The organism is Ralstonia sp. R-29 (assembly GCF_049913345.1).
In the GTDB taxonomy this organism is placed as follows: Bacteria; Pseudomonadota; Gammaproteobacteria; order Burkholderiales; family Burkholderiaceae; genus Ralstonia.
This window is the reverse complement of sequence record NZ_CP184379.1, coordinates 79790-103808: the sequence shown is the minus strand read 5'-3', so window position 1 is coordinate 103808 and position 24019 is coordinate 79790. Positions and strand designations below refer to the sequence as shown.

25 protein-coding genes and 6 pseudogenes are annotated in these 24019 nt (G+C 59.9%); 11 read left to right on the top strand and 20 right to left on the bottom strand.

Going from position 1 to position 24019, the window contains the following annotated elements:
• Positions 1–79: 79 nt before the first annotated feature.
• The 3 genes from ACN9M1_RS26810 to ACN9M1_RS26800 form a co-directional block, all read right to left on the bottom strand.
• Positions 80–1369 (bottom strand): NRAMP family divalent metal transporter, encoded by a 1290-nt coding sequence (locus tag ACN9M1_RS26810; protein WP_426400929.1) that lies wholly within the window; start codon positions 1367–1369, stop codon positions 80–82.
• A gap of 235 nt (positions 1370–1604) precedes the next feature.
• Positions 1605–1922, bottom strand: a complete 318-nt coding sequence (locus ACN9M1_RS26805) for a hypothetical protein (RefSeq protein WP_426400942.1) — start codon at positions 1920–1922, stop codon at positions 1605–1607.
• 187 nt (positions 1923–2109) lie between these two features.
• Complete coding sequence (locus ACN9M1_RS26800) at positions 2110–2268, bottom strand: DUF3309 family protein (RefSeq protein ID WP_426400927.1); 159 nt, start codon at positions 2266–2268, stop codon at positions 2110–2112.
• A 531-nt stretch (positions 2269–2799) separates the two neighbouring features.
• On the opposite strand from ACN9M1_RS26800, the gene ACN9M1_RS26795 reads away from it, so the two are divergent.
• The gene (locus ACN9M1_RS26795; RefSeq protein WP_426400926.1) at positions 2800–3060 is read left to right on the top strand and encodes a hypothetical protein; all 261 of its coding nucleotides are present in this window, start codon (positions 2800–2802) and stop codon (positions 3058–3060) included.
• A 17-nt stretch (positions 3061–3077) separates the two neighbouring features.
• On the opposite strand, the gene ACN9M1_RS26790 is transcribed toward ACN9M1_RS26795, so the two are convergent.
• Positions 3078–3938, bottom strand: coding sequence for a transglutaminase-like domain-containing protein (locus ACN9M1_RS26790; protein WP_021197479.1), 861 nt, complete (start codon positions 3936–3938; stop codon positions 3078–3080).
• A 106-nt stretch (positions 3939–4044) separates the two neighbouring features.
• On the bottom strand, positions 4045–4329 hold the full coding sequence (locus tag ACN9M1_RS26785) for a hypothetical protein (RefSeq protein ID WP_426400925.1): 285 nt from the start codon (positions 4327–4329) through the stop codon (positions 4045–4047).
• A 408-nt stretch (positions 4330–4737) separates the two neighbouring features.
• On the opposite strand from ACN9M1_RS26785, the gene ACN9M1_RS26780 reads away from it, so the two are divergent.
• A complete protein-coding gene (locus tag ACN9M1_RS26780) occupies positions 4738–5202 on the top strand; it encodes a hypothetical protein (protein ID WP_426400924.1) in 465 nt (154 codons plus the stop codon).
• A 367-nt stretch (positions 5203–5569) separates the two neighbouring features.
• Positions 5570–5785, top strand: coding sequence for a glycine zipper 2TM domain-containing protein (locus tag ACN9M1_RS26775; protein WP_082076099.1), 216 nt, complete (start codon positions 5570–5572; stop codon positions 5783–5785).
• A gap of 87 nt (positions 5786–5872) precedes the next feature.
• Here ACN9M1_RS26775 and ACN9M1_RS26770 read toward each other — a convergent pair whose 3' ends face one another.
• From ACN9M1_RS26770 to ACN9M1_RS26750, 5 genes and pseudogenes are all read right to left on the bottom strand, one after another.
• Positions 5873–6760, bottom strand: a complete 888-nt coding sequence (locus tag ACN9M1_RS26770) for a slipin family protein (RefSeq protein ID WP_426400923.1) — start codon at positions 6758–6760, stop codon at positions 5873–5875.
• A 90-nt stretch (positions 6761–6850) separates the two neighbouring features.
• Positions 6851–7108, bottom strand: coding sequence for a hypothetical protein (locus ACN9M1_RS26765; RefSeq protein WP_426400922.1), 258 nt, complete (start codon positions 7106–7108; stop codon positions 6851–6853).
• Between the two features lie 73 nt (positions 7109–7181).
• Positions 7182–7340 carry a DUF3309 family protein gene (locus tag ACN9M1_RS26760; RefSeq protein WP_037026237.1) on the bottom strand — a complete coding sequence of 53 codons (159 nt, stop codon included), beginning with the start codon at positions 7338–7340 and terminating at the stop codon, positions 7182–7184.
• Positions 7341–7615: 275 nt separating this feature from the next.
• Positions 7616–7807: a hypothetical protein gene (locus ACN9M1_RS26755; RefSeq protein ID WP_021197626.1), complete on the bottom strand. Its 192-nt coding sequence runs from the start codon at positions 7805–7807 to the stop codon at positions 7616–7618.
• 21 nt (positions 7808–7828) lie between these two features.
• Positions 7829–8418: pseudogene (locus tag ACN9M1_RS26750) on the bottom strand (BPSL1445 family SYLF domain-containing lipoprotein).
• A gap of 374 nt (positions 8419–8792) precedes the next feature.
• Between ACN9M1_RS26750 and ACN9M1_RS26745 the strand changes: the two are divergent.
• Positions 8793–8975 (top strand): CsbD family protein, encoded by a 183-nt coding sequence (locus ACN9M1_RS26745; protein ID WP_316883818.1) that lies wholly within the window; start codon positions 8793–8795, stop codon positions 8973–8975.
• A gap of 64 nt (positions 8976–9039) precedes the next feature.
• Here the strand turns inward: ACN9M1_RS26745 and ACN9M1_RS26740 are convergent, their stop codons facing one another.
• From ACN9M1_RS26740 to ACN9M1_RS26730, 3 genes are all read right to left on the bottom strand, one after another.
• Positions 9040–9759 carry a Crp/Fnr family transcriptional regulator gene (locus tag ACN9M1_RS26740; RefSeq protein ID WP_426400921.1) on the bottom strand — a complete coding sequence of 240 codons (720 nt, stop codon included), beginning with the start codon at positions 9757–9759 and terminating at the stop codon, positions 9040–9042.
• 79 nt (positions 9760–9838) lie between these two features.
• Complete coding sequence (locus tag ACN9M1_RS26735) at positions 9839–10891, bottom strand: AI-2E family transporter (protein WP_426400920.1); 1053 nt, start codon at positions 10889–10891, stop codon at positions 9839–9841.
• Positions 10892–10936: 45 nt separating this feature from the next.
• The gene (locus tag ACN9M1_RS26730) at positions 10937–11458 is read right to left on the bottom strand and encodes a hypothetical protein (RefSeq protein ID WP_426400919.1); all 522 of its coding nucleotides are present in this window, start codon (positions 11456–11458) and stop codon (positions 10937–10939) included.
• A gap of 877 nt (positions 11459–12335) precedes the next feature.
• Between ACN9M1_RS26730 and ACN9M1_RS26725 the strand changes: the two genes are divergently transcribed.
• Both ACN9M1_RS26725 and ACN9M1_RS26720 read left to right on the top strand, forming a co-directional pair.
• Positions 12336–12467 (top strand): hypothetical protein, encoded by a 132-nt coding sequence (locus tag ACN9M1_RS26725; RefSeq protein WP_426400918.1) that lies wholly within the window; start codon positions 12336–12338, stop codon positions 12465–12467.
• Positions 12468–12526: 59 nt separating this feature from the next.
• Positions 12527–12889 (top strand): hypothetical protein, encoded by a 363-nt coding sequence (locus tag ACN9M1_RS26720; RefSeq protein ID WP_045204895.1) that lies wholly within the window; start codon positions 12527–12529, stop codon positions 12887–12889.
• On the opposite strand, the gene tnpC is transcribed toward ACN9M1_RS26720, so the two are convergent.
• The 4 genes and pseudogenes from tnpC to ACN9M1_RS26700 all read right to left on the bottom strand — a co-directional run.
• Positions 12856–14436, bottom strand: coding sequence for an IS66 family transposase (gene tnpC, locus ACN9M1_RS26715; RefSeq protein ID WP_426400828.1), 1581 nt, complete (start codon positions 14434–14436; stop codon positions 12856–12858). The genes ACN9M1_RS26720 and tnpC overlap by 34 nt on opposite strands.
• Before the next feature lie 29 nt (positions 14437–14465).
• Positions 14466–14801, bottom strand: coding sequence for an IS66 family insertion sequence element accessory protein TnpB (gene tnpB, locus ACN9M1_RS26710; RefSeq protein ID WP_426400917.1), 336 nt, complete (start codon positions 14799–14801; stop codon positions 14466–14468).
• Positions 14798–15205 (bottom strand): IS66-like element accessory protein TnpA, encoded by a 408-nt coding sequence (gene tnpA / locus ACN9M1_RS26705; protein WP_045204892.1) that lies wholly within the window; start codon positions 15203–15205, stop codon positions 14798–14800. Before tnpA ends, tnpB begins: the two co-directional genes overlap by 4 nt.
• Positions 15206–15616: 411 nt before the next feature.
• Positions 15617–16096: pseudogene (locus ACN9M1_RS26700) on the bottom strand (IS3 family transposase); the annotation flags it as partial.
• Here ACN9M1_RS26700 and ACN9M1_RS26695 point away from each other — a divergent pair.
• Positions 16094–16225 (top strand): annotated as a pseudogene (locus ACN9M1_RS26695) (amino acid ABC transporter substrate-binding protein); the annotation flags it as partial. The pseudogenes ACN9M1_RS26700 and ACN9M1_RS26695 overlap by 3 nt on opposite strands.
• Positions 16226–16931: 706 nt before the next feature.
• Here the strand turns inward: ACN9M1_RS26695 and ACN9M1_RS26690 are convergent.
• A complete protein-coding gene (locus ACN9M1_RS26690) occupies positions 16932–17390 on the bottom strand; it encodes a papain-like cysteine protease family protein (protein WP_426400916.1) in 459 nt (152 codons plus the stop codon).
• Between the two features lie 607 nt (positions 17391–17997).
• Between ACN9M1_RS26690 and ACN9M1_RS26685 the strand changes: the two genes are divergently transcribed.
• Together ACN9M1_RS26685 and xopAK are read left to right on the top strand one after the other, a co-directional pair.
• Positions 17998–18513 (top strand): hypothetical protein, encoded by a 516-nt coding sequence (locus ACN9M1_RS26685; protein ID WP_426400915.1) that lies wholly within the window; start codon positions 17998–18000, stop codon positions 18511–18513.
• An 830-nt stretch (positions 18514–19343) separates the two neighbouring features.
• Positions 19344–20105 (top strand): XopAK family type III secretion system effector, encoded by a 762-nt coding sequence (xopAK, locus tag ACN9M1_RS26680; protein WP_426400914.1) that lies wholly within the window; start codon positions 19344–19346, stop codon positions 20103–20105.
• Between the two features lie 78 nt (positions 20106–20183).
• Here the strand turns inward: xopAK and ACN9M1_RS26675 are convergent.
• Positions 20184–20510: pseudogene (locus ACN9M1_RS26675) on the bottom strand (IS66 family transposase); the annotation flags it as partial.
• A 301-nt stretch (positions 20511–20811) separates the two neighbouring features.
• Between ACN9M1_RS26675 and istA the strand changes: the two are divergent.
• Positions 20812–22365 carry an IS21 family transposase gene (istA, locus tag ACN9M1_RS26670; RefSeq protein ID WP_426400913.1) on the top strand — a complete coding sequence of 518 codons (1554 nt, stop codon included), beginning with the start codon at positions 20812–20814 and terminating at the stop codon, positions 22363–22365.
• An 8-nt stretch (positions 22366–22373) separates the two neighbouring features.
• Positions 22374–23134: pseudogene (gene istB / locus ACN9M1_RS26665) on the top strand (IS21-like element helper ATPase IstB).
• A 93-nt stretch (positions 23135–23227) separates the two neighbouring features.
• Here the strand turns inward: istB and ACN9M1_RS26660 are convergent.
• Positions 23228–23609: pseudogene (locus tag ACN9M1_RS26660) on the bottom strand (IS66 family transposase); the annotation flags it as partial.
• Positions 23610–24019: the final 410 nt, after the last annotated feature.

Genomic DNA, 24019 nt, shown 5'->3' with positions numbered 1-24019 from the left:
GCCATCGAGGGAGGCACGGCACCAATCCATTGCAAGTAGTCAGCGTCGACACGCGCACCATGTGTTTGCGTGTCGATGCCTACAACAGGAACATCGCCATGGCGGCAGCACCCATGATCGCCGTGGCAGTCCAGCCCAGGATGATCATGGGTCGGCTTGCGGTGTAAGCCCCCATGACAGCGGCTTTCGAGACCAGCAGGATGATGACCACCATCAGAGGTACCGCCACAACGCCATTGATGACAGCGCTCCAAAAAAGCGCTTTCATCGGGCTGATCGGGGAGTACTGAATTGCAAGCCCTGCAAGTACGCTGACCGCAATGATGCTGTAGAACCCGCGTGCATCGCTCACCTTGCGTTCCAGCCCCTCTTTCCAACCCATGGTTTCGGAAAGCGCATAGGCTCCCGAGCCGGCCAGCACGGGTACGCCAATCAGGCCGACGCCCAGAATGCCGATGGTGAACAGCAGGTACGCAAAGTCTCCTGCAAGCGGCCGCAATGCACTGGCGGCCTGTGCCGCCGTAGTGATGTCGGTGACGCCGGACACGTGAAGGGTCACGCCTGTGGCCAGGATGATGAAATACGCGGTCACGTTCGAATAAAGCATGCCGCTCCACGTGTCCCACCGGATGCGCCGGAGTTCTGTGCCAGCCTTGGCGCCATCGCGTTTCAGCGATGGGTGCGCGTGCATGTCCTCAACCTCTTCGGAAGCCTGCCAAAAGAAGAGATAGGGGCTGATGGTTGTACCGAAGACCGCGACGACCATGGATGCGGCGCTTGCGTTGAGCTTGAAGCTGGGCCACAACGTATGCAGCGCGACTTGGCCCCAAGGTACATGCACGGCAAACAAGACGGCCGCGTAGGCCAGCAAGGAAGCCGTCAGCCACTTCAGAAAAAAGACGTAACGATGGTAAGGAACGAATATCTGCAGCGCCAGCGTGCCAAACACAACGAATGCCGTCATGAGGTGCCGGTCGACACCGGAAATAAGCTCCGCAACCTCGCCCATCGCCGCGACGTCAGCAGCGATATTCAGGGTGTTTGCAACAAGCAAGAGCAGCACCACGCCGCGCAGCACGATCGGCGGGAAGACATCCTTGATGTTGGCGGCGAGCCCTTTCCCGGTGACGCGACCCATGTTTGCGCACATGGATTGAATCGCGGCCATCAAGGGGAATGCGAGCGGCATCGTCCAGAGCATGTCCAGCCCGAACTGTGCGCCAGCCTGCGAATAGGTCGCAATCCCGCTCGGATCGTCATCGGCCACTCCAGTGATGAGGCCAGGGCCAACGCGGGACAAGGGGTGATCTCTCAAGCGCGCCCGCAACGCGCGATACAGATCGACTCGGAGGCGTCCGCTGGCATCCATTTTTTTTGCGTCCTCTCACCCAGGCTTGGCTGGAGATGATCATAGCGTCCTACCACGAATCAAAAGCATAGTTGGGTGCGCAAATCTGCCCTGCAAATCGGTGCGCATTGATCTACGTATTGAATGTGTAGAAAAGCATTCAAGGCCAGCAAGCAACCGGACACATGGGGAACTCTACGAGCCCGCTGGTGAGGGACGAAAGAGCTTTTATGACAGGCCTGACATGGAAAATAGCTCACGGCCATGGCCATTTCATTGCCTCCGCTTCTTTGGCAGCGTTTCGCTCCTCATAGGCCTCTATAGGCTCCATTGCCTCGTCGACTGAAGAAGCGGCACGCTCCGCGAACGCTTTCGCTTGATCCAGAAATTCAACCGACTCCTCTTGCGCGCTAATAGGAGGCGTCAGCATTTCTTTGAGCATGGCCTTCAACTCTGGCGTGTCCCACGGTTCATGCCGCTGCGCTTTTGCTTTAATGTAATGACGGATCTCAGCATCCTGGGCGGTAGTCAACGGAAGACCTCGAAAAGTACGTCTTGAATTGGTATTTGGCATGACATCTCTCACATAATTGACTTTTGAAAAATCATTGACGAACTCATATTCGACATTTTTCATCTGCATGCAGCTTTCGATTCTTGGGTAAAGATCGACGAATTAACGAATAGCACCACTCGTTGCCACGGGGCACTTGCCTATCCGAAGACACGCGAACGGATATGCGGCGTACTGACGCGCTGGTTCAGATTTGCCCCGTGAATATCAGCACGAGCACGAAAAGGCCAAGAGCGCCAATTGCCCAGCTCGGCCCGTAACTCCACCCACTGCTGTAGGGCCACACTGGAACGGCCCCGACGAGGGCTACGGCTAAGATAATGAGTAGTAGGATACCGAGAGACATGACGTGCTCCTCTTGCAGGTTTCCGTGCGGCTAATCTGGACGAAGCTGCGTCCAGCACTCTTTCAGCGTCAAATCGAGCCCTGATCCGCAGGAACTCTCATTGCGAGAGCGCACTTTTACGTCAATTAAGGGTAAGAGTTAGGGAGCGTAAAGACGGTCCGGTACCGTACATAGGTGCAGGAAGCTTGTCGCTTCCGACAATGCCATCACTGACATGCCGGCACATACGAGCGGTAAACGACGCGTGTCTGATGCGCCATAGGAGATATCAGCGTCCTACCGACGGTAGGCCTCAAGGAGCGAGGTGGTAAGACCCCGACACACGGTGGAAGAAGGCGGTTCAGACCGCCTGAAAGGCGGGCAGAAGGCGATCGAACTCCCGCTTTGGTTAGGAGCCTACTGGGCGAGCCGAACCGCACTATCCAATCTGGTTCGCCGAATAAGAGGCGCACGGTCGCTGCAATAATGGCCATCGCCCCCGCTTTGATGCACTACGCTTGCAAAGGCGGTAGCAAGGAATGGAGGCGCAGCATGACCCGCACAACCGAGTATCGTGGCTTCGAAATTCATCTGCAGTTGATCGGGACTCAAAAGGACATGTTCGATCTGTGGTTCAGTATTGACGGCCCCATGAAGCCGCCTGGTGTCGCAGCGATAGGCAAGCGCATCAAAGTCCACGGTGGCCCTTTCTCTCGACGCTGGGCTCACCTGATTGGCGAATTGGCAGGCCGCGCCGCAGTAGACGTGATTCTCGGCCCTGAAAAAGAGCCTCCTGCGACGGACGAAAGATAAGTCGTAATTTCAGCACCTCACCATGTGCTGATTCCCTGGGCGGTGTCGATTGGCATGCTGGTTTTCAGATCCGCGTTTGACAGGGCCTGAACTTCCACGACCGGCCGCGACAGTTTGACGTTACCAAACACCAGGGCAATGGGCACGTCTGCCGCATCGCGACCGGTGCCGATTCGTAGAAGCCCCATGGGCACCGCCGCTTGCGAGGGGTCTACCAGATACCATTGGTTTCCTAGAAAGACCTCCACGAAGGCGTGGAAGTCTGGCGACCCCAGCAATGGATCGGCACCATAGTCGAGACTAGTTGCGAAGCGCGCCGGTATGCTCAGAGCACGGCACAATGCAATCATTAAGTGTGCATAGTCGCGGCACACGCCCCTTCGCTCCACGAGTGTGCCGACCGCAGACGTTCGCTCGCTCGTCGATTGCGGTACAAATCGTACGTAGCCACAGACCCAGTCCCGAATCCTGATAACTAGCGGATAGCCGCGTTGGCAGCCGCCGAATTCCTGCTGCGCAAACTCCATGAGCCGGTCCGATTCGCAATAGCGACTAGGGGTCAAGAATGGGACGACGTACAGCGGCAAATCCGCAATAGGGACTTCATGCAGAAATTCGGCGGGCGTCAATAGGTGTTCTATGTCCACCGTCGCCTCATAGGTCAACGTGAAGTCGCCCCGAGGCGCCCGTACACGCAAACGGCGATTGAGTAAGGTCGGTTCGGTATGAGGCACGACCGACATCGCCGGCGCCAGATGCAGTGACTCGGCGACGATCGTCTGGCGAGACGTCCTCGCGGCGTGAACATTAAAAATGAAATCCGCAGTGGGATCACGTATCTCATAGGCCAGGCGGACTGAGTAGCGCATGCGAACCATACGACCCTCCTGTAGCCCCCCCGGAGCCACATGGTTGTTGGCAAACCAAGTTACGGGTGAAAGCAGCGTCGGGGAGCCCGACCGTTGCCCAAAAACTGATGGGCGATCACGCGAAGGCCACGGACTGACCGGGAACGAAGCCGTCGATGATGTCTTCGGCGCCCTCCATGGCGGCACGCTTGGCCGTACCGATGCTCTCCCATGGTTCACCGCTCAGGCGAAAAATACGGGAGTGCTCCGCATCCGGAGATGCGCCTTCGAGGCAGATCATCACAGAGGCGCTGTATGACCGGTCTGGACGGCGCTCATGCCATTCCCGAGGCGGGTCAAACAGGTAGATCAGGGGATAGACATCGTACCCCTTGTAACAGCAAGTCGGATAGGCATCCATGGCGATCTCCGTTGAAAAAGGGGCCCCAGTGCATTCATCGGTATGTTTCGCGCGAATGCCCCAAGAACCAAGATCCTCGTTCGCTGGAAAGGTGTCGGTACGGTGGCAGACGCAGTGATCGGGTGGTCTGGTGCTCCAATGCATTCGCGCATGACGGTGGCGGTGCAACAGCTTCGATCTAAGGCGCCAACAACATACCGACTTCTGTACGGTACCGAGCCGACAGGTTCTCACCGGAAAACTACGCTGGGATCACAAACAACAATGAACCGGCACGTTCCGTGCGTACCAGGGTAATCGCAACGAGGATCGCCATGGCGGCAGCGCCCATGATCGACGTGGCCGCCCAGCCCTGGACAATCATGGGCCGGTTTGCGGTATAGGCTCCCATCTTAGCGAGGCAAGAATATGAGTTCTTATGACAGGCTTGACGCGGCAATGGATGCATTCGACAAGCGCAAGGCCGAAGAGAGGGAAGAAGCTGCCGACAAACAGATCGCAGTGGAAAGATTTCGAACCGATTTCGCAGCGTTCCGAATGAAGACAACGCATCCCGTCTTTGAAGACATCGGCGCCCACCTGCAGAAACGCGGCCATGGGTTCAAAGTCGAAATGACGGCCCTGAGCACGATGCTCCTTGTTTTTCCCGCCGGCAGGGAGGCGCAGCAACAGGACTCAGGGCACGCCAACCAATATCCGAAAATCACCTTGATAGGCGATGCGCTCGACCAAAAAATTCACGTGCACATGGTGGTTTCCAACCGTGGCGGAACATCGTCAACCTCCGAGGTCGTTTTCGATCTGAGCGAGCTGACGGCGGATTCTTTGCGCGATCTGATCGTGGAGTGCCTCGCGAAATCCTTTGCGGGCTGACGGCTCGATCGCAGGCCGTGGTGGCGCAGCTATGCCCTCTCTACGGCGCCAACACACAAAGCATCTCGGATACCGTACAGAACTCGGTCCGTATTGAGCGTGACTTACGCCCTGGGTCCGCCGCTTGAGTTCAAGGGGTGCACACCTGGGCAGGTGACGACTGCGTCTGCCACCGTACCGACACCCTTCGCGCGAGCGAGGATGCTGGTTGTCGGGACGTTCGGGCGACAGTCACGCTCACGTGCTGACGCAGGAATGCCCTGATTGGCTGTACGCCGCTTGTGGTCCGTACAGAAAATTCGAGTCCTGGTTTTGCGTTCTCCGCGACAACACGCGGTGGCTTGCGATCGGGGCGGAGGTGCACAACATGCGTAGCAATCGGATAGCACAACTGTGCGGCGCGATGCTGGTGGTCGTGACGCTTGCGGGCGGGTGTGCCGGGATGTCCCGGCGAGGTACGGACACTGCAATCGGCGCCGGTGTCGGTGGTGTGGCAGGCGCTGTCCTGACAGGCGGTAGCGCGGTAGGGACAGTGGGCGGCGCAGTCGTCGGTGGCGTCGTAGGCAATCAGGTTGGGAAATGATTGCGGCCATGGCCGGCGAAGCGGCACGCCCGCACTAATGGGGAATGCCGCTTTCCAACCCGTTCTTATGAATCGATGGTGTGTGGCTTAAGCGGCGGCCGCAGCGGCAGCCGTCTTGAGCGGCAGGACAGCGCTGGTCTGCTCCGTGCTGCCGGAAACCCCAAAGGCCACCGCAACGGGATTCATGCTGTCGACCATGGAGGTCGGCATCAGGATCGTGGCGCCACGCTCTTTGGTGGTCTCGTAGATGATGTTCATGGCACGCAGTTGCAGCGCCTGCGGATGGCCTTCGTACATGCCTGCAGCCTCAACGAACTTGGCGGCGATGGCCGCTTCTGCAGAACCCAGGATGACGCGCGCCTGTTTCTCGCGTTCAGCCTGCGCCTGCCGGGACATTGCGTCCTGCAGCGCTACGGGGATGGCCACGTCGCGCACTTCGACTGACGATACGGTCACGCCCCATGCCGCAGTCTTCTCGCCGATCTCGGCGCGCAGCTGCTCGTCTGCCGCCTTCCTGTCCGATAGCAGTGCCGAAAGCATGGAGGCGCCGATCATTTCACGCAACGATGTCTGGGCGACGCGGTCGATGGCCTGACGGTAGTCGGTAATGGCCAGCGCGGCCTTCTGCGCATCGTGAACGTGCCAGAAGATGATCGCGTCGACATTGACCGGCACAGTGTCTTTCGTCAATGCCTGCTCGGCATTGAATCCGGTTGTTTGAATGCGCTCGTCAATCACAGCGGTGACGCTGTCGACGATCGGCAGGATCATGAACAGCCCGGGCCCTTTCACGCTTTGCAGCTTGCCTGCGCGCAGGATGACGAACTTCTGCCAGGCGTTTGCCATCTTGAGTGTCGACGCGACGAGGATTGCCGCAATCCAAAACACGGGCGCCAGCAGAACCGAGCCGAACATGCCCGCAGCGGCCCCCACAGCCAAGAGAAGGACAACGATGAATGCGGTGATGGGATTCATATGGCGCCTCGCCAGCAAGTGGTACTGCAAACCATGAGAGACGGGGCCAGGGTTCTGGAGACGGTCGCTCGAAATGTCTGCGTGATGTCTTTACCCGAAGACGTGTGACCGGATGTCGTCTTCAAAATCGACTGTCCAGTCAGGGCCATGACCACCGTCGTATTCCCGCATGGTCTTGCCCATCCGGACGATGACGCTACGGTCCAGCGCCTCGGAAGGGGAGCCGCACGAGAAGTGTTCGGTGGAGGACACCTCAAAGCCGTCGGGCGCGAGGCCGTTGCGCAGGCACACCTCGCGAAACGCGTCGCGCTCCATGTCTGGGAATTCGCGAATGGTTCGATCGAGCATCACGTTGGCCTCTTTCTCGTAGTGTGCTGCCGCCTGTGCTTCGCGTTCCGTAGGGCGTACCGGATCGTCGGCTTTAAAGTCGCCCCATGAGCAAGAGGACGAGAACGATGAGCAGACCCACGCCGAGCGCACCGCTTGGCGCGTAGCCCCACCCGTTGCTGTAGGACCACCTTGGGAATGCCCCAACCAGCAAAACGGCTAAGACGATGAGAAGTACGAGTCCGAGAGACATGATGTCCTCCTTGTTTTGTAGATTCCCCCCCACTCCGTGTGCCTGAGCCCAGGCAAAAAGCGCTCCACGGTTGTTTCATCATGAGGGTGACGCGCAAGGTTTCCCGGGCATTGTCCGAGCGAATTGAGCGTCCCTCATCGTCTTGAAGAATAGAGTAGTGCGGGCCTGAAAACGGTTCGGTAGCGTACGCTCCAGCATGTCAATGGCATGTCTCGTGCGGATTCGAAAATGCGGCGATCGCCCCTCGTGAGCGGGGGCTGCCAATAACGGCTTCGTTAGCGGTGCTCACGGTCTCTATCACCGTGGTCGCTCTCGTAGCCGCCCTGGCGATGACCTTCGTAACCGCCACGATGATCACGTTCATAGCCACCTTGCCGGCCATCGTTGTAGCCGTCGTCAGGAACCCACAGGCAACCGGCCAGCGAGGCCATCCATATCCCCAGGACCGTATAGATAAGGGCGCGCATGGCGGCCTCCTCGCGACTGCACTAAAGAGATTTGAGTTTGGTGACTTTCGTGCCCTCGAGCGTCACGCCTGCCATCAACCCACTGTTAGTGAGAACGAATGCCTCGATCGGCCCCGTCGCGGTCGAACTGGCGATGTTGCCGTTGGCACCCACTTTCAGGACGGCAACCGATGCGTCACCGCCTACAGACCATCCCTCGCTATTGCGAAATCGGTCCAGCGCCTCCTGTGTCATGAAGAGGAAGATGATTGCTTTCGATTGGGCGCCAATCTGCAACCCAATCGATGCCGTTGTCGTGCTGTAGTACCCGGTCGTCCCCCCACCCACGCGTAGTTCCCCCTACCATACTGGCCGCCTATGCCGAATCCGGCGGCAATGACCGATGGGAACACCAGTACACCACGGGCCTTGCCGACCAGTTCGCGCGACCCGCTGGCGGCAGTATAGAGACGCGCAAGCGTCGAGTCGGCGGCTGTATCAATCGCGTGTCGCTTGTCGACTTGATGGGCGGCCGAGTCAGACGTTCCGGTCGTTGTGCAGCCGGGAGTCATGAGTCCGACGCCTGCGGCAAGAGCCATCGCCGCCATTGTTAGGAAACGTTTTTCTCGCATCTCTGCCTCCATCGTGGACGAGCCATGTTCAGCGTACGTCAATCCGCAGTGCGTTGTGGTACGGCAGCGTACCGATGGGCTGCGCCGCGTGAGCAGAACCAGGGAGGACAGTTCGCTACGCGCGAGCAAGTCCGGTCCACCGCAGCTTGCGACACGACACGGTTCAGCTAATTTGCATGGGTGACCGCGCCGGCTGTGCGTTAGTCCACTACCGTACAGACGGCACTGCGTTTGCCGAGAAACCATGTGGTTTCGTTGGGCAAGGTCTTGTCTTGGCATGCGCATCGCCGGGTGATGGAATGGTCCGAGCGCGGCGCGTCAGGGCACGGCATCCCCCACGACCAACTGAGCGCCGAAAGCGCAGGAGCATTGCCATGAACAAGGATCAGGTAAAGGGCCGTCTTGAGGAAGCGAAGGGCAAGTTGACTGAAGCCGTTGGCAAGGTCACCGGAAAGGACGCCACCGCAGCGAAAGGAAAGGTCGAACAGATTGCCGGGAAGTCGCAGGCCGCGTATGGCGACGCCAAGGAAGCGCTCAAGAAGCAGCCGAAGGCTTGAGCGAACGTCGCACCCGTCGCTGATATGCCGGCACGCCAATGCTGGCGCTCCGGGGGGAGGAGGTTCAGAGCGCCTCGAGGTCAGGAAGCAGGCGATCGAACTCGCGCTTGACCACGGCATAGCATTCGCAGACGCGACGCTCGATGCCAGGGCGGTCGAGGACTTCGATGGTTCCGTGGCTGTAACGGATCAACCCTGCGGTCTGCAGCTTCAAAGCGGCTTCAGTGACCCCGGACCTGCGCACGCCCAGCATGTTGGCGATCAGCTCCTGGGTCATGCGCAGCTCGTTGGAGGGCAGGCGGTCCAGGCTCAGGAGGAGCCAGCGACACAGCTGCTGGTCGATCGAGTGGTGCCGATTGCAGACAGCGGTTTGCGCCATCTGGGTAATGAGTGCCTGGGTATAGCGCAACAACAGACGCTGCATGGCCCCGGCGCGGGCGAACTCTTGCTTGAGAATGCGGGCACTGAGGCGGTAAGCGCCGCCCGCACTCTGAACGACGGCGCGGCTGGGGGTGGTTTCTCCGCCCATGAAGATGGCGATGCCCACCATGCCCTCGTTGCCGACGATCGCGATCTCGCCCGAGGAGCCGTTCTCCATGACATAGAGCAGTGAGACGATGGACGTGACGGGAAAGTAGACGAATTCGGGGCGGTCGCCCGATTCATAAACGACGTGCCCGAGCGGCAGGTCGGCCCAGGTTAGCTGGGGCGCGATTCTCTCCCATTCTGCGGGCGGCAGCACGGACAGCAGATGGTTCAGCTTCGGATTCGGTAGAGCCGTCATGGTCGCCTCCCTTCTAGTGGTGGTGTGGTATCCCAGTCGTCATTCCCGCGGCGCTGCTGGGCATGGCGGCGTTCTTGCATCAGCGCGCCTCGTGGCCCGGGCCCTGTGCGGCCCAGGCGCGCGACAGCACGATCTTGAGCGCGGCGATGACGGGTACCGACAGGAAAATTCCTGCAACGCCGCCCAACTGCTCGCCTGCAAGCAGCCCCACGATGACGAGGAGCGGACTGACCTTGACCCCTTCGCTCATCAGATAGGGATTCAGCACGTAGTCCTGGAACAGGCGGTAGACAACGATGAATCCGATCAGCCAGAACAAGTGCGGATAGCCGCTGAACACGGCGACGGTGACGACCGCCACCACGGCGGCCAATGGCCCGGCAAACGGAATGAACTCCAACACCGCGGCCGTGGTTGCCAGCAAGAGTGCATAGGGCACGCCCAGCAGGTAAAAGGCGATGCTGTAGAAAATCAAGGTGGCAAACGACAAGAGCAGCAGTGCGCGCACGTAACGCGACAGGAGCGTGTCCAGATCGTCGATGATGTTTCCCCACATGGGCTTATCCGAGGATCGTATCCATGACAGCAGCGCGGCGTGGATCGATGGCGCTTCATTGATCATCAGAAAGCTCATGATGGGGATGAGCACGAGGTAGACGAGATTGCTGGCTGCATGCATGACACCCAGGCCGACGTTGCGAACCAGGGGAATCGCCTGACCCGAGCTTGTCGAGATCTGTTCGCGGATGAACTCCAGAATGCTCGCGCGCAGCGGCTCTAGGAAGGTCGGCAGTGCAAGGCGATCTGCCATGGTGCTGGTATCGAGCAGCTTCGGCAGTTGATCGGCAAGCCGTCCCGCTTCCTCCTGCACCGTCACGCCAAACACCGAGCCCGCCACGATGGCCACAACCACGACGAGGATGAACACGATACCGATCGATACGCTGCGCGGCGCCTGTCTCGGCATGCGCCGTTCCAGTTGTTCGATCAGTGGGTACAGCAGGTAGCTAAAGAAGACGGCAAATACCGTGACCAGCAGCACGGACGCGATCTTGTAGATGATCAATACAGCCAGCGCAAAGAGAAAAACGGTCCAGACAATTCTCCCGGTGCGTGGGTCAAATCCGAGCATGACGATCCTCCCCGTCGGAGTGATGGCACGGCGAGCTCCAGAAGACTAGATCTGGCTCACGTGCGCCGCGATGCTTTTACTGGTCTTGGTGATTGCCGCCTGGACGCTCTCCAAGGTCTCGAAGAACTCGCTGAAATGGGTGGCGTCCATACGGTGATGCGTGGCAATTGCGTTGGCCAGTTGCTCTCTGAACTGACGGATGCTGGCGAGCAACGCAATGACATCGCGCACCAGTTCAGGGGTACTGAGGTTGTGCAGTTGAATGGCCGCGATCGCGGCCTCCAGCTCATCGATTGCGCGAATGTCGAAAGGCTTCTCTCCCGCAGCGATCGCACTCACGGCTTGCTTGTCGGGTAGCTCGCTCATAACGCTTCGTACCAGCGCCTCTGCTGCCATGGCAATTTCGCTCACCGCTTTGGCCAACGTGCGCCTCTCCGTGCGCCGTTCGCTGCGCTGAAGCAACCAGCCTGCCAGCCACGTTCCCGCAATCGCAACAATGATTGCGGCCGCCTGTACCCACGCAGCCAAGGCGGGGTGTTTTTCGATCCAATCCAGAAGGCTGCTCATGAGGGATATCTACACAGTGGCGAGGCTCACAGTGCTTCCAGTGGTTTTTCACCACCGGCGCTTGTTCAAGTTATCTAACATCCGGCGCCTGTTTGCACCCTTTATATGGCATTCGTTGGGCCGACTCAGCCGTTCTGTGGAGGCGGTCTAGCCAAGGGAAACGCGGTACCCACTCCAGTGTGATTGGGGGGGCACTTTGCAACGTTGAGTTCAATCGGACTGGCGCAATGGTTCGGCAGCGCCCACGGCGCTGGGCGTAGGAATCAGAATTCCGGCATCAACCCGTTGGCTATGATTCCGCCGCTGCCGCACCAGCGGCGGCCGGGTGTAGCGACCTGTTCCACGCAGTACCTCTGGATGGCAATTGCTTCTCAGTTCGCCGGCAGGTACTGACGCAAATTTTCCATCTATACGCCGTTTCCGATAAGGGACCGCGAGGAAAACCAGACCTCACTGAGCAAGAGCGGAACTCATCGTGAAAGCCACTTGATCGGATGCCGATGAAACCGGTACTTGTGGTGGCGTGGGAAAGTAACGCCGGCTTTTGCGACTATTTCGCTAAAGTGAAGTGAGGTGCGCGGCAAGAATTTCGCCGGCGTGTCGGTGCGGGACTTGAGTGTGGACTCGGGGTGTCCCTGTGAAGCTTGCCGACTGCATTGTTGGTAGGGAGTGGGGAATCGGGTCACTCCGGAACGAGTGGAGGTTCTATAGTGACACCTCAAGATTGTCGAAAAAGTGAATTAAGGCGCACTGAGTGCGGCGTGGACGCGGAACTGAGTGTGTCCCGCTGCTGCGCTGATTACCGCAATTTTTTGTAAGCGTGGCGTGATGGCCGCCTTGCTTTAGCATGCGATCTTCTGACACGAGGATCGACCGCATGCCGCTTGAGCCGCTTTACGTTACGAACCGGGTTGTCGTCACCATCCTGCCGAAGGCGCCATTCGTGGAATGGATCAATGCGACCGACCCCACCCCCGCCAATGCCACCGTCACGTTCGAGGATGCGTAAGCGTGGCCTGATGGCCGTCTTGCTCTAGCATGCGATCTTCTGACACGAGGATCGACCGCATGCCGCTGGAGCCGCTTTACGTTACGAACCGGGTTGTTGCCATCATCTTGCCCAAGGCGCCGTTCGTCGAATGGATCAATGCGGCCGACCCCACGCCGGCCAATGCCACCGTCACGCTCGAGGATGCGCGCGAGGAGCCGTCTGCCTTCCTGATTCCCACGGATGGCACCGATGAGCCAGGCAAGCGCTGGATTCAGCGGAACTGGAAGGCGGTTTTTGAGCAGTTGCTGGAGGACTGGTATGTCGACCCAGATCTATGGCCACGCAACCGAACGCTCAAGATGTTCCGGGAGTGGTGCGAGGTTTGCATCCATACCGTTGTTCTTGACTACGCCGATACGCCGCTTGAGTACGAGGACTGATCCAGATGCCACGGTAGTAGCTCGTTGATCTGGTTGATCGGATGGTCGGCAATGCGCGTGAGCACGGCGCGCAGATACGCTTCAGGATCGATGCCGTTGAGCTTGGCTGTGCCGATCAGGCTGTAGATCGCGGCGGCACGCTCGCCGCCTGAGTCCGCGCCAGCGAACAGGTAATTGCGACGCCCGATGGCTACGCCGCGCAGCGCGCGCTCAACCGGCAGGTTGTCGATCTCCAGGTGCCCATCGTTGCAATAGCGCGTAAGTACCTCCCATCGATTCAAGGCGTAGAGAATCGCCCGGCTCGTGTCGGATTTGCGCGAGAGCGTCTCCAGCGTGGCACTCAGCCACGCATGGAGTTGATCGAGTAAGGGTCTGGCGTGCGTTTGCCGATACGCTCGCCGCGCATCGGGCGGTTTGCCTCGGATGGCTTCCTCAACCTTGTATAGCGCGCCGATGCGTTCCAGCGCTTCGGTATTCAAGGCATTCGGCCGTGCAGCATGCAATTCGTAGAACTGCCGTCGGGCATGGGCCCAGCACGCTGCTTCAGCCACACGTCCGGTTTCGTAGATCGCCTGGTAACCGCCGTAGGCATCGGCCTGCAGCGTGCCGTTGAACGATGCAAGATGCTGCTGCGGATGGATGCCCTTGCGATCCGGTGTATAGGCGAACCAGACCGCCGGTGGCGTCATGTCCCCTGAGTTCCGATCGTCGCGCACGTAGACCCACAGCCGTCCGGTCTTGGTCTTGCCATTGCCCGGCGCGAGCACCGGCACGGGCGTATCGTCGGCATGCAGTTTCGTGGCTGCCATGATGTGCCGGCGCAAGGCATCGACCAGCGGTTGCAGCAGGTTCGCGCTGTGGCCAACCCATTTCGCCAGTAGCGAGCGATCCAGCTCAACGCCTTCGCGCGCATAGATCGCCGACTGGCGGTACAGCGGCAGGTGATCTGCAAACTTCGAGACCAGCACATGGGCCAGCAAGCCCGGACCCGCCACGCCACGCTCGATGGGGCGGCTCGGCGCAGCAGCTTGTGCGATGTGGTCGCAGCACGTGCATGCCAGTTTGGGGCGCACATGGCGAATCACGCGGAAGCTCGCCGGTACATATTCAAGCTGCTCGGAAACGTCTTCACCGAGCTGCTTCATGGGGCCGCCACACGCCGTGCAGGTTTCACCCGATTCCGGCCAGTGAGTCAGGATTGCGCGGGGCAGATGCTCGGGGAGTGGTTTGCGTGGCGCCTGCTCCGGTGCGGTGCGTGGCGTCTTTGGAACCTCGATGGGAGCCGCACCCTCGTCGGCCTCGAGTTCTTCCAGTCGCAACTCGAGTTGTTCGATCTGGCGGTCGAGCTTCTCGGAGCTGCGGCCGAACTGCATGCGGCGCAACTTCGCAATCAGCAGTTTCAGGTGCTCGATCTCGGCCTTGGCTGTAGCGGTTGCCGCCTTGTGCGATTCGACCACGTCTTCCAGATGTCCGATGCGTGCATCGCGCTCAAGCAACAAGGCCTTGAGTGCTTCGATGTCGTCCGGATAGGCGTCTGCCGCGGTCATGCCGGCAGTTTACGCGGCGACCGGTAGGTTTACAACGCCGATGTCGGCTCCGCCGTGCGTATCGGCTGCCGCCCGAGCAGCATCGACAGCTGTGCTTGGCTCAGGCACACCACGCCACCATCGGCACGTGGCCACACGAACCGGCCACGCTCCAGCCGCTTCATCAGCAAGCACATGCCGTCGCCGCTCCACCACAGCACTTTGACCAGATCGCCACGCTTACCGCGGAACACGAACACATGGCCGCTGAACGGGTCTCGCTCCAGTACGGTCTGGACCTTGGCGGCCAGACTGTTGAAGCCCGAGCGCATGTCGGTCACGCCGGCGGCCAGCCAGATCTTCGTGCGGCTGGGTAGACCGATCATGTTGCCGATCCCGACGCGCTGCGCAGCATGCGCAGTACCAGCAGTAGCGTGCCTTCGTCGGGCGTGCCTTCGATACGCACGCGTGTGCTGCCTACGCTGATCTCAATGGCGCCCACCGGCGCAGCACCGCCAACTGGCGCCGAGATCGGCTGCTCGATCTCTTGCACCGGCGCTTCCACTGTCACCGGCAGCAAACCGATCGGATCGTATTCACCGGCGCGCAGTGCTCGGCGCCATTTGAATACCAGGTTCGGATTCAACCCGTGCTCCATCGCCAGACGCGCTACCGACACGCCCGGTTCGCTGGCCAGCTTGGCCAACCGCCGCCGGAATTCGATGGGGTGATTCGGGATGCCTTTGCGTGAACTTCTCTTCGGTGCTTCTGTGGCCACTGTGGTCCCCACTACTTTTTGGTGGGGACTACTCTGGCCACTTCTTTTCACATCGTCGAGACGGTGCCACGGACACGCTTACGAGGATGCCCGCGAGGAACCGTCTGCTTTCCTGATACCCGCAGATGACACCGACGAGCCAGGCAAGCGCTGGATTCAGCGGAACTGGAAGGTGGTTTTTGAGCAGTTGCTGGAGGACTGGTATATCGATCCAGGTCTATGGCCACGTAACCGGACACTCAAGATGTTCCGGGAGTAGTGCGAGGTTTGCATCCACACCATCGTGCTGGACTACGCCGATACGCCGCTTGAGTACGACGACTGATCCAGATGCCACGGTAGTAGCTCGTCGATTCGGTTGATCGGGTGTTGATTTGCACCGAATCCTGACCCAGGGGGGGTGCGGCTAAAATCTTGGACTGGTTATGCCGCAATTCCGAGGCTCTCCCGGTATTCGATCGGGCTGAGCGAGCCGAGTGAGACCTTGATCCGCTTTGTGTTGTACCAGCGGATGTAGGAGTCAAGTACCTCGATGAATTGATCAACGGTCGTAGCCCGCCAGTCACGAGGATAGAACAGCTCGGTCTTGAGCCGCCCAAAGAAACCTTCGCAGGCCGCATTATCGGGAGAGCATCCTTTGCGTGACATCGAGCGGATGAGCTTGGCATCGCGCATCCGTGAGAGCCATCCGGGCCAACGATAGTGCGCACCGCGATCCGAATGGACCACAGGTCGTTTGTTGTTGCTGGCCACTGTCTCGATGCCCGCATCCAGCATGGTATTCACAAGTTCGGCATCCGGCCGCGTGCCGATTGTCCAGCTCACAACAAGACCATCGAAGCAGTCGATCAACGGCGACAGATACACCTTGCCGGCTGGTATCTGGAATTCGGTAATGTCGGTGAAGCAGAGCGGCTCTACAAGAAGTGGTTCCAGCAGCCGATCCCACCGAACAACGTCAATCTGGGCATCCCGATGAGCCTGCTGTTGCGGGACTCCTTCCGTTTCCCGACGGACAATGCTGGAAATTGAGGGCCGCGTCGTCTCGGCCCGTCTGTGGCCGAGCGGCTCTTACGCGATACCTGGAGGAACGAGATGGATGGAGTGAAACGTCAACCAGCGCAAGCGGGATCGCGATGGTTCCCCGCCGGCACAGGCCTCTACTACGACTGCCTTGCGTGCGGAGTGACGCTGCCCTCGATTGCCGAGCAAGGTGCCATCTGCAAGTGCGGCAATCTGGCGGTCGAATCGGGACGGGTGTATCTGGGTCTGGAAAACCGGTTCAGAACGTACACGGTGCGATAGTTTTGTGGACCTGTGCGCGCCGTGCCGGATGTCTGATTTCGGGCATGGGCAAAATCCCGTGTGGATCAGCTGCGGCGATGAATACGCCGTGCAGGGTGGCCCAGGCGGCCTGTACCGCCTCAAGGATGTTTGGCTTTGAGCGCTCAACAGCGAGCTGAACGCGAAAACGCTGTTGAACTAGTAGGGCAGCAGAATTTGCGAGGCACAATAGCTTCTGACAAAGGCCCGGCAGGCACGAGGTGCCGATACTCTTTGCACGCAACAAATCACGGCAGCCCCAGTCACGGTTTGCTCAAGTTCCTCCCGCGAGCGCAGACAGCGGACGACTACGAGTCTCTGCTTCCGTGGGAGTTGACTGCACGACACGAACTCGCGCTACTTCTGCCGCCTTGAACCTCGAAGGCCTGCGGACTTCACGCCGGCACGGCAAGGCTTAGCGGTGTAGCATTGCGTGAGGCACCTGCCAAGCGAGGCGTTGATTGAAATAGCTAAGGGGCATCGTCAAATCTGGGCCTTGTTGTGGATCATGGAAAACGACGTGGCCTGTATGGTGGTCTACACCAGTGAGAACCGACATATGCCAATAGCCTTGCGGTGTTTGCCATCCGAACATAATAGGGCCGTGTCGATAAAGCAGAGCGCCCAATTGGTCATGCGTAAACTCTCGAGAACTTGGCAAATCGACTTTCGAAAGCCCCTCATTCGCGATGAATCGTTCTACATCATGTAGGTGTTGCAGATGGTCGTGACCATGCCCCGGATTGAAAAGCTCCGGGAGCCCTAGTCTAGGGCCTGACTCCCCGCTATGGCCGAGCATTCTGGCGCACGCGTACCAACACCCCGTTCGGTCGCTTCCTTGGGCAACATAGGGGACATGGCGCAAACGGAACATTGGGAGTTCCTGCGACGCATTTGTTTCAGGTCCAGAAGAGCTTGAGGCCTTCGATTTGGAACTTTTTTTCCCGAACCAGCCGCCGAACGCCGGCAGCGTGTTGATGGCGGCTTGTGCGTGTCCGGGCGTAAATGGCGACGCCTCGTGGTTTCCCAGAGTCCGAGATGCTGTTCCAATGTAAGCGGTCGAGAGTGGTCGTCCTATTCTCATAGCCCAAGAGTTGCCATTGTTGCGTCCGCAACCCGGAATTGCGGACGCAACGACTTCTTTGGCTGGGAGGTCGATTCTCGAGCGCTTCCGTATCAACGTGTGGCGATCTCCGAACACCGTGTGCATTACCGGAATCGCAACAACAATTCGCGTTCCGGTGAATCGCTCTTTGCCACGATGCATAAGCTGCCTTCATTTGCAGAAAGGGCAGGCGTTTATGGGAGTGTGTGGTTTAAAGAGCGTGGCGAGATCGACTTACCACGAGTCATCGCAAGTCTCCTCCACTGGTGTGCCTGCAGGCCCCTCTGCGCCACCGGCACCGGGGCCGCGTACCGCGTCGGCCTCGCTGCTATGCGGGCTTCCGCGATTGGGCCGTAGGCCCAGATCGGTCCCGCCTTTGAAAGGTGCCGCTGCGGATGCCCTATCGGTCCGTCTTCGCACGCCGAGTCCCGCCGCGGCACGTGCCGCAGCAGCCCAGATTGCGTGCGACGCGGCCAATCCCAATCATCCGCACTACCTGGATTTGTCTGCAGCCATGTGCTGGGATGCGGTCAAGCATTGCGCAGTCGTTGCGCACCTTCTGGATGCCACCGTCGATGCCCAGCATGGACTCGTTTCGTCAGCAGATGCGCAGGTCCACGGGCGTGAAGCAATCGCAGCGCTCCCCGAGGGGCATGCCATCGGCTTCTTTGATGATCAAAGACTGGTCCATGTGATGCTTAGCGTCGGTAACGGCCGCGCCGCAGGTAACAAGAACGACTGTGTCGGCATCGGGGCCCCGATCGGCTGGGAAGCGCTGAACCTGAACCATTTGGCGTGGAACGCAGATGGCTGCGTCACGGCACCCGGGCTTCAGCAAGCAACGCGATCCCTTGTGGTGCGAAGTCGTTTGCTGGGCGGCGCAACAACGTGAAAGTGTTGCCCGTAGCAAGCGGGGCCGCTGGTTGCGCTTGCGCGCTACGGACATGACGGCGCCACAGCGTTGCTAGCCAGCTTGGGTCTCCTACGCTCAACACACCGACGTGGCGGACGGGCCGGGCAAAGCGCTTGGCCTCTCGAAACGATCGGGCACTCTTGCCAACGAGGAATCCCATGGATGGCCGCGACATTGTTGGCCGCAACGCGGCGCACCTGAACACGCTCTCGACGGCGTCGTCACCCGTTGCCTCCCCAGCCCCCGAGCAAAATTGCGTCCCGCCAGCCGGCCGCCGTGCAAATTCTGGGGCGCTCGCGCCTCTGAGCGAGCTGAGGGGCCAACGCGCCGTCAGAAGCGCTTCTCCTTCTTTTTCGTCTGGTGACCATCGGCCAGAAACCGCATCCGGAGTAGATGGAGGGTCTTCGCCCAACATGGCACCCGCAATGGATGAACTGACGGAGTTGGGCCAGGCGATCGCCAGCCGTTCGATGCATCGTCCACCAGCGCACGGAGGCGAGTCTTCCGCAGTCGCGCGCGATGGTGATCCCAGATCGCCGCGCAAACGAATCGCCAGTCTCGGCATACAGTCCGACAGGGTGCCGACACACAAGCGCCAACGTACCGGCGCGGAGGCTCTATCTAGGCATTCGCCCGGACCGTCGTCAGGCTCCACCTCCAGGATCGGACCCAACACAATTGCACGTCCATTTGTTCCGGCAGGGCCATCAACACACGATGAGCGGCACGACGTATTTGATATCCGTCGAACGCCTTCCGATGAGCTCTTCCGGCTTGGAGAAAGCATCCGATTACGCACGGCAGCGTCCTTGTCGACTGCGGCAGCGACCTCGCAACGCAGGAACTCGCCAGAGCATGGCGATGGTCCTGCCGGACCGCACACCCTTGCTCAACCGCTCGGGCAAGAGATGCGGCCAGACGGTCGTCAAATTGCACCGAACGTTGGGCACACACTCCAACCCTCGGGAAGTGCTGACTTCTACTTCACGCATGCCGGTCCACTGACGGAAACTGACCGGCTTCCGTATCGACTGCTGGAGACCTTGCATCAAGACCTGTTTTCGAGCCCCGAGATTCAACAAGTGGCGAGCGGGCGAGGACTGCCGATCGGCAAGGTCATGGATGTGGACCTCAACGAGTTCGAGGCAATCAATGCGACTGCAGGCGAATATGCGTCCATCGGAACCAAGGCGTTGTCGACCTGCATTGCGGTCTGCGCACGCGGGCGGAATGCGCGTGGCGAAAGCATCCTAGGGCTTCATCACTACGACGGCAGGAACAGCGCCGACGGGGCACTTGCCGAGCTTGACGCCAGGATGAAAAGCCAGGGTTCGCCGCAGAATCACTACTACCTGGTCGGAGGGATGGTTCTGCCAGCGGACTCCGGTCTCGGAAGTTATCCAGCAGAAGCAGATTTGCTGGTGTTGCGTGATCGATACGATATTCGAGGGGCGAAACTGCATGTTCTCGAAGGTGAATACGATGCAAACGGGAATGAGAACATGCTCAATGTAGTCGTCACGCCAAACCACATCCTTTTCTCGAAGAAGGATTTGTACTGGAGCGACTAGCAGCCTTCCCTCGCGGCTGGATGCCGATTCTCAGTAAGCGGTTTTTCAGGGCGTTCTTTCGGACTGTGGCAGCGTGAGTTAGGGCTGCGCCGGAGTAAGATTCCAAGGCAGCAGGGCCTCGTAATCGTCAGCGGTCCGCGCTTTTGGCAGGAGTTTGAGCGCAGCAACGAGATACCGATACGGATCTACGCCGTTGGCCTTGACCGTCTCCACCAGTGAGTACAGATTGGCCGAGGCGTTAGCGCCCGCCACGGTATCGCAGAACAGCCAGTTGCGGCGTCCGACGACGAACGGCCAGATGGCGTTCTCGCATGGGTTGTTCGAGATCGGCAAAGCGCCGTTCTCGACGTAGCGAGTCAGTTTGGGCCATTGCCCATGCAGGTAGTGCAAGGCCTTGCCGAACAGGCTTTGTGGCAGCACGGCGTGCAGGTGCTTGCGTATTTCGGGGCGCGTGATCAGTGATTTCGGCGGAACGTGATCACCCGTTTCGGCGGGAAGATGATCGCTGGTTTCGGTTGAACGTGATCACTTTGGCAACGGCGCCGAAATCGATGATCACGCATCCGAAATGAGTGATCACGTTGCCGAAATCGGTGATCAAGTGACCGAAACGGGCGATCACGCACTGTAATGGTGGCGGGGGTGGGACTGCGCATGGACTAAAGCGCCGGCGATACGCTGCGTTCCTTTTGCGAGGAAGCGAGCGATGCCGGCCAACCGGATGACCATGCGCAAGATCAAGGAAGTACTTCGCCTGAAGTGGGCGTGTGGCCTGTCGCACCGGCAGATCTCCAAGGCGACGGGTGTCAGTGTTGGTGCGGTGTCGCAGTACGCTGCGATGGCCAAGGCGGCGGGACTGGACTGGTTCCAGGCCGACGGCTTGGATGAGGCTGAACTGGAGCGACGGCTGTTTGGTGCACAGAAGCCGGCTGGCAGCCAGGCGGGGCGAGTTGACCCCGACTTCCCCTACCTGCATCGTGAGTTACGTCGCAAGGGCGTGACGTTGCATCTGCTGTGGGAGGAATATCTGGAAGCCAATCCAGGCTCCCCGATCTACCAATACACGCAGTTCTGCTGCCGCTACCGAGACTGGGCAGCCACGCTCAAGCGTTCCATGCGTCAGCAGCACCACGCTGGCGAGAAGCTGTTCGCGGACTTCGCCGGCCCGACGGTGCGCATTCTGGACCCGGAAGGCGGCATCGCCTTCGAAGCCAGCATCTTCGTTGCGGTCCTGGGCGCGTCGAACTATACCTACGCGTGTGCCACGCGAGGCCAGACGACAACCGACTGGATCGGCGGCATGGTTTGCGCGATGGAGTTCATCAGCGGCGTGCCGGAGCTGCTGGTGCCGGATAACCCGCGCGCCTTGGTTGCACGGCCGGACCGCTACGAGCCGGAGCTGTCGCGCACGGCGGAAGACTTCGTCCACCACTATGGTACGGCCATGCTGCCGGCGCGCCCGCGCAAGCCGCAGGACAAGGCCAAGGTCGAGACGGGCGTGCTGATCGTTGAGCGCTGGATTCTGGCGCGGCTGCGCAACCATCGCTTCTACAGCCTGGCTGAACTGAACAAGGCGATCAAGAAGTTGGTCACCGAGCTGAACAACCGTCCCTTCAAAAAGCTGCCTGGCACGCGGCGGGAGTGGTTTGAGCGGCTGGACCGGCCGGTGCTGCGGCCGCTACCGCCATTGCGCTACGAGGTGGCGAAGTTCAAGCAGTGCCGGGTCAACGTCGATTACCACGTCGACATCGATGGCCACTATTACAGCGTGCCGCACGCTCTGGTACGCAAAGCCGTGGAAGCCCGCGTGACGCGCCACACCGTTGAGATCCTTTACGGCGGCAAGCGTGTCGCGCTGCACGCGCGTAGCACTCGCCGCGGCAGTCACAGCACCGTCAAAGACCACATGCCGGCGGCCCACCGAGCGCACCTCGAATGGACGCCTGGCCGGCTGCTGAACTGGGCGGCGTCGATCGGCCCGAGCGTCGCGATCATCGTCGAGTACCAGCTTACCCACAAGAGCCATCCCGAGATGGGCTACCGCGCTTGCCTGGGCTTGCTGAGCCTGGTCAAGAAATACGGACGGGAGCGACTCGAAGCGGCCTGCGCCCGTGCCGTTGCGATCGGCTCGCTCACGCGCAAGTCGGTGGTCTCCATCCTCGAAAATCATCTGGACCGGCAAGCCACTCTGCCGGCGTCGCAACCCGAGTGGCATTCCCCCATGCATGAAAACGTGCGTGGTCCTGACTACTATCACTGAGGAAATCTATGTTGCAGCAACACACCGTCGGCCAACTCAAGGCTCTCAAGCTCGACGGCATGGCCCGCGCCTTCGAGGAGCAGTCCGTGCTGGCGGCCAGCTCCAGTCTTGCGTTCGAAGAGCGCTTGGCCATGCTGGTGGACCGTGAGATCGCGTGGCGTGACACGCGAAGGCTGGAGCGGCTACTGCGCTCGGCCAAGCTCAAGCACACCCAGGCCTGCGTCGAGGACGTGATCTACGACGGCAGCCGGGGACTTGATCAGCGCCTGGTCGCCACACTGGCGGGATGCGATTGGATTCGTAATGCCCAGAGCCTCATCCTGACGGGACCAACCGGCGCGGGCAAGTCCTGGCTCGCCTGCGCGTTCGGGCAGCAGGCTTGCCGGCAGGGCTTCTCCGCGCGCTCTACCTGCGCGTGCCGCGCTTGTTCGAGGAACTGCAGATTGCCCACGGCGATGGCAGCTTTACCCGGCGCCTCGCTCAGTTGGCCAAGATCGACGTGCTGATCCTGGACGACTGGGGGTTGCAGGAGCCGTCCGAGAATGCGCGCGGCGATCTGCTCGAAGTGCTGGACGACCGCGTCGGCACACGCTCGACCGTCGTTACCAGCCAGCTCCCCATCGAGCACTGGCATCAATGGTTGAACGATCCGACGCTGGCCGATGCCATCCTGGACCGCTTGGTCCACCAAGCCCACAAGGTCGCACTCAAAGGCGAATCCATGCGCAAGCGCGGCGGCGGCACCGCCAACAGCAAACCGGCATCGTGATCACCTACGCTACAATCTCCTGACCGCGCAGTACCCCCCTCCGCACTTGATCACGTTCACCGAAACGGCTGATCACCTTCACCGAAATCCGCACAGGTGCTGCAGGAGCAACGCCTCAAGCTCGCCCAGCACCGGTCGGCTTCGCTCGGCACGGACCTGCTGTCGCTGCTGTGCTGTCATGTCTTTGGTTTGGACCTCGACAGCGAACAGCTTGCCGATGCGCTCAATGAACGCATCCACGGGATGCTCGGCGCGCTTGGCCTTTGGCAACGCCTCTTCTGCCTCGATCAGGTAACGCCGTGCGTGCGCCCAGCACCCAAGGTGCACGAGTCCGTAACGGCGGGCGATGTCGTCATACGGTGCGTATCCGTCCGACATTGACAGTCATCAGAGCCGAGCCCGATCGGATGCCGGCATACAAGGTGGCGGCCTGGGCCGCGCTGCGTGTCGGGCTATAGGTGAACAGCCGCACGGGCAAGGGACGTCGACGCTTCTCCGCTTCCAACGCAGGCATTCGTGACTGGCAGGAGCGCAAATGTTTGCGCTTTAAACACGTGGATTCTATTTTTTTATTTCTGATGTGAGCGATATTTTTGCGGTAGCAGAAAACCCGCACCAATCGTGGGTTCGCGCCCCGTCATCTTTTGTCAATCCCCTTCGTTGGAAGGGGAGGGGGCGGGCAGGTGTTGCATTGTTTTTGCCATATTGAAGTGCCACCATTGAGCTGTCACGACGCATGACTATGCAAGAACAATCTTTCGACTAGCTTTTGCTCGATACCATCTAAGTCAAGCAGCGCTGTTTCTCTTTTGGCGCGCAGGACCTTGGTTGCGTGTTTTAGTTTGTGCGGCGTTGGGGGGGCTTCTTCGTTAAAAAAGAAGACGG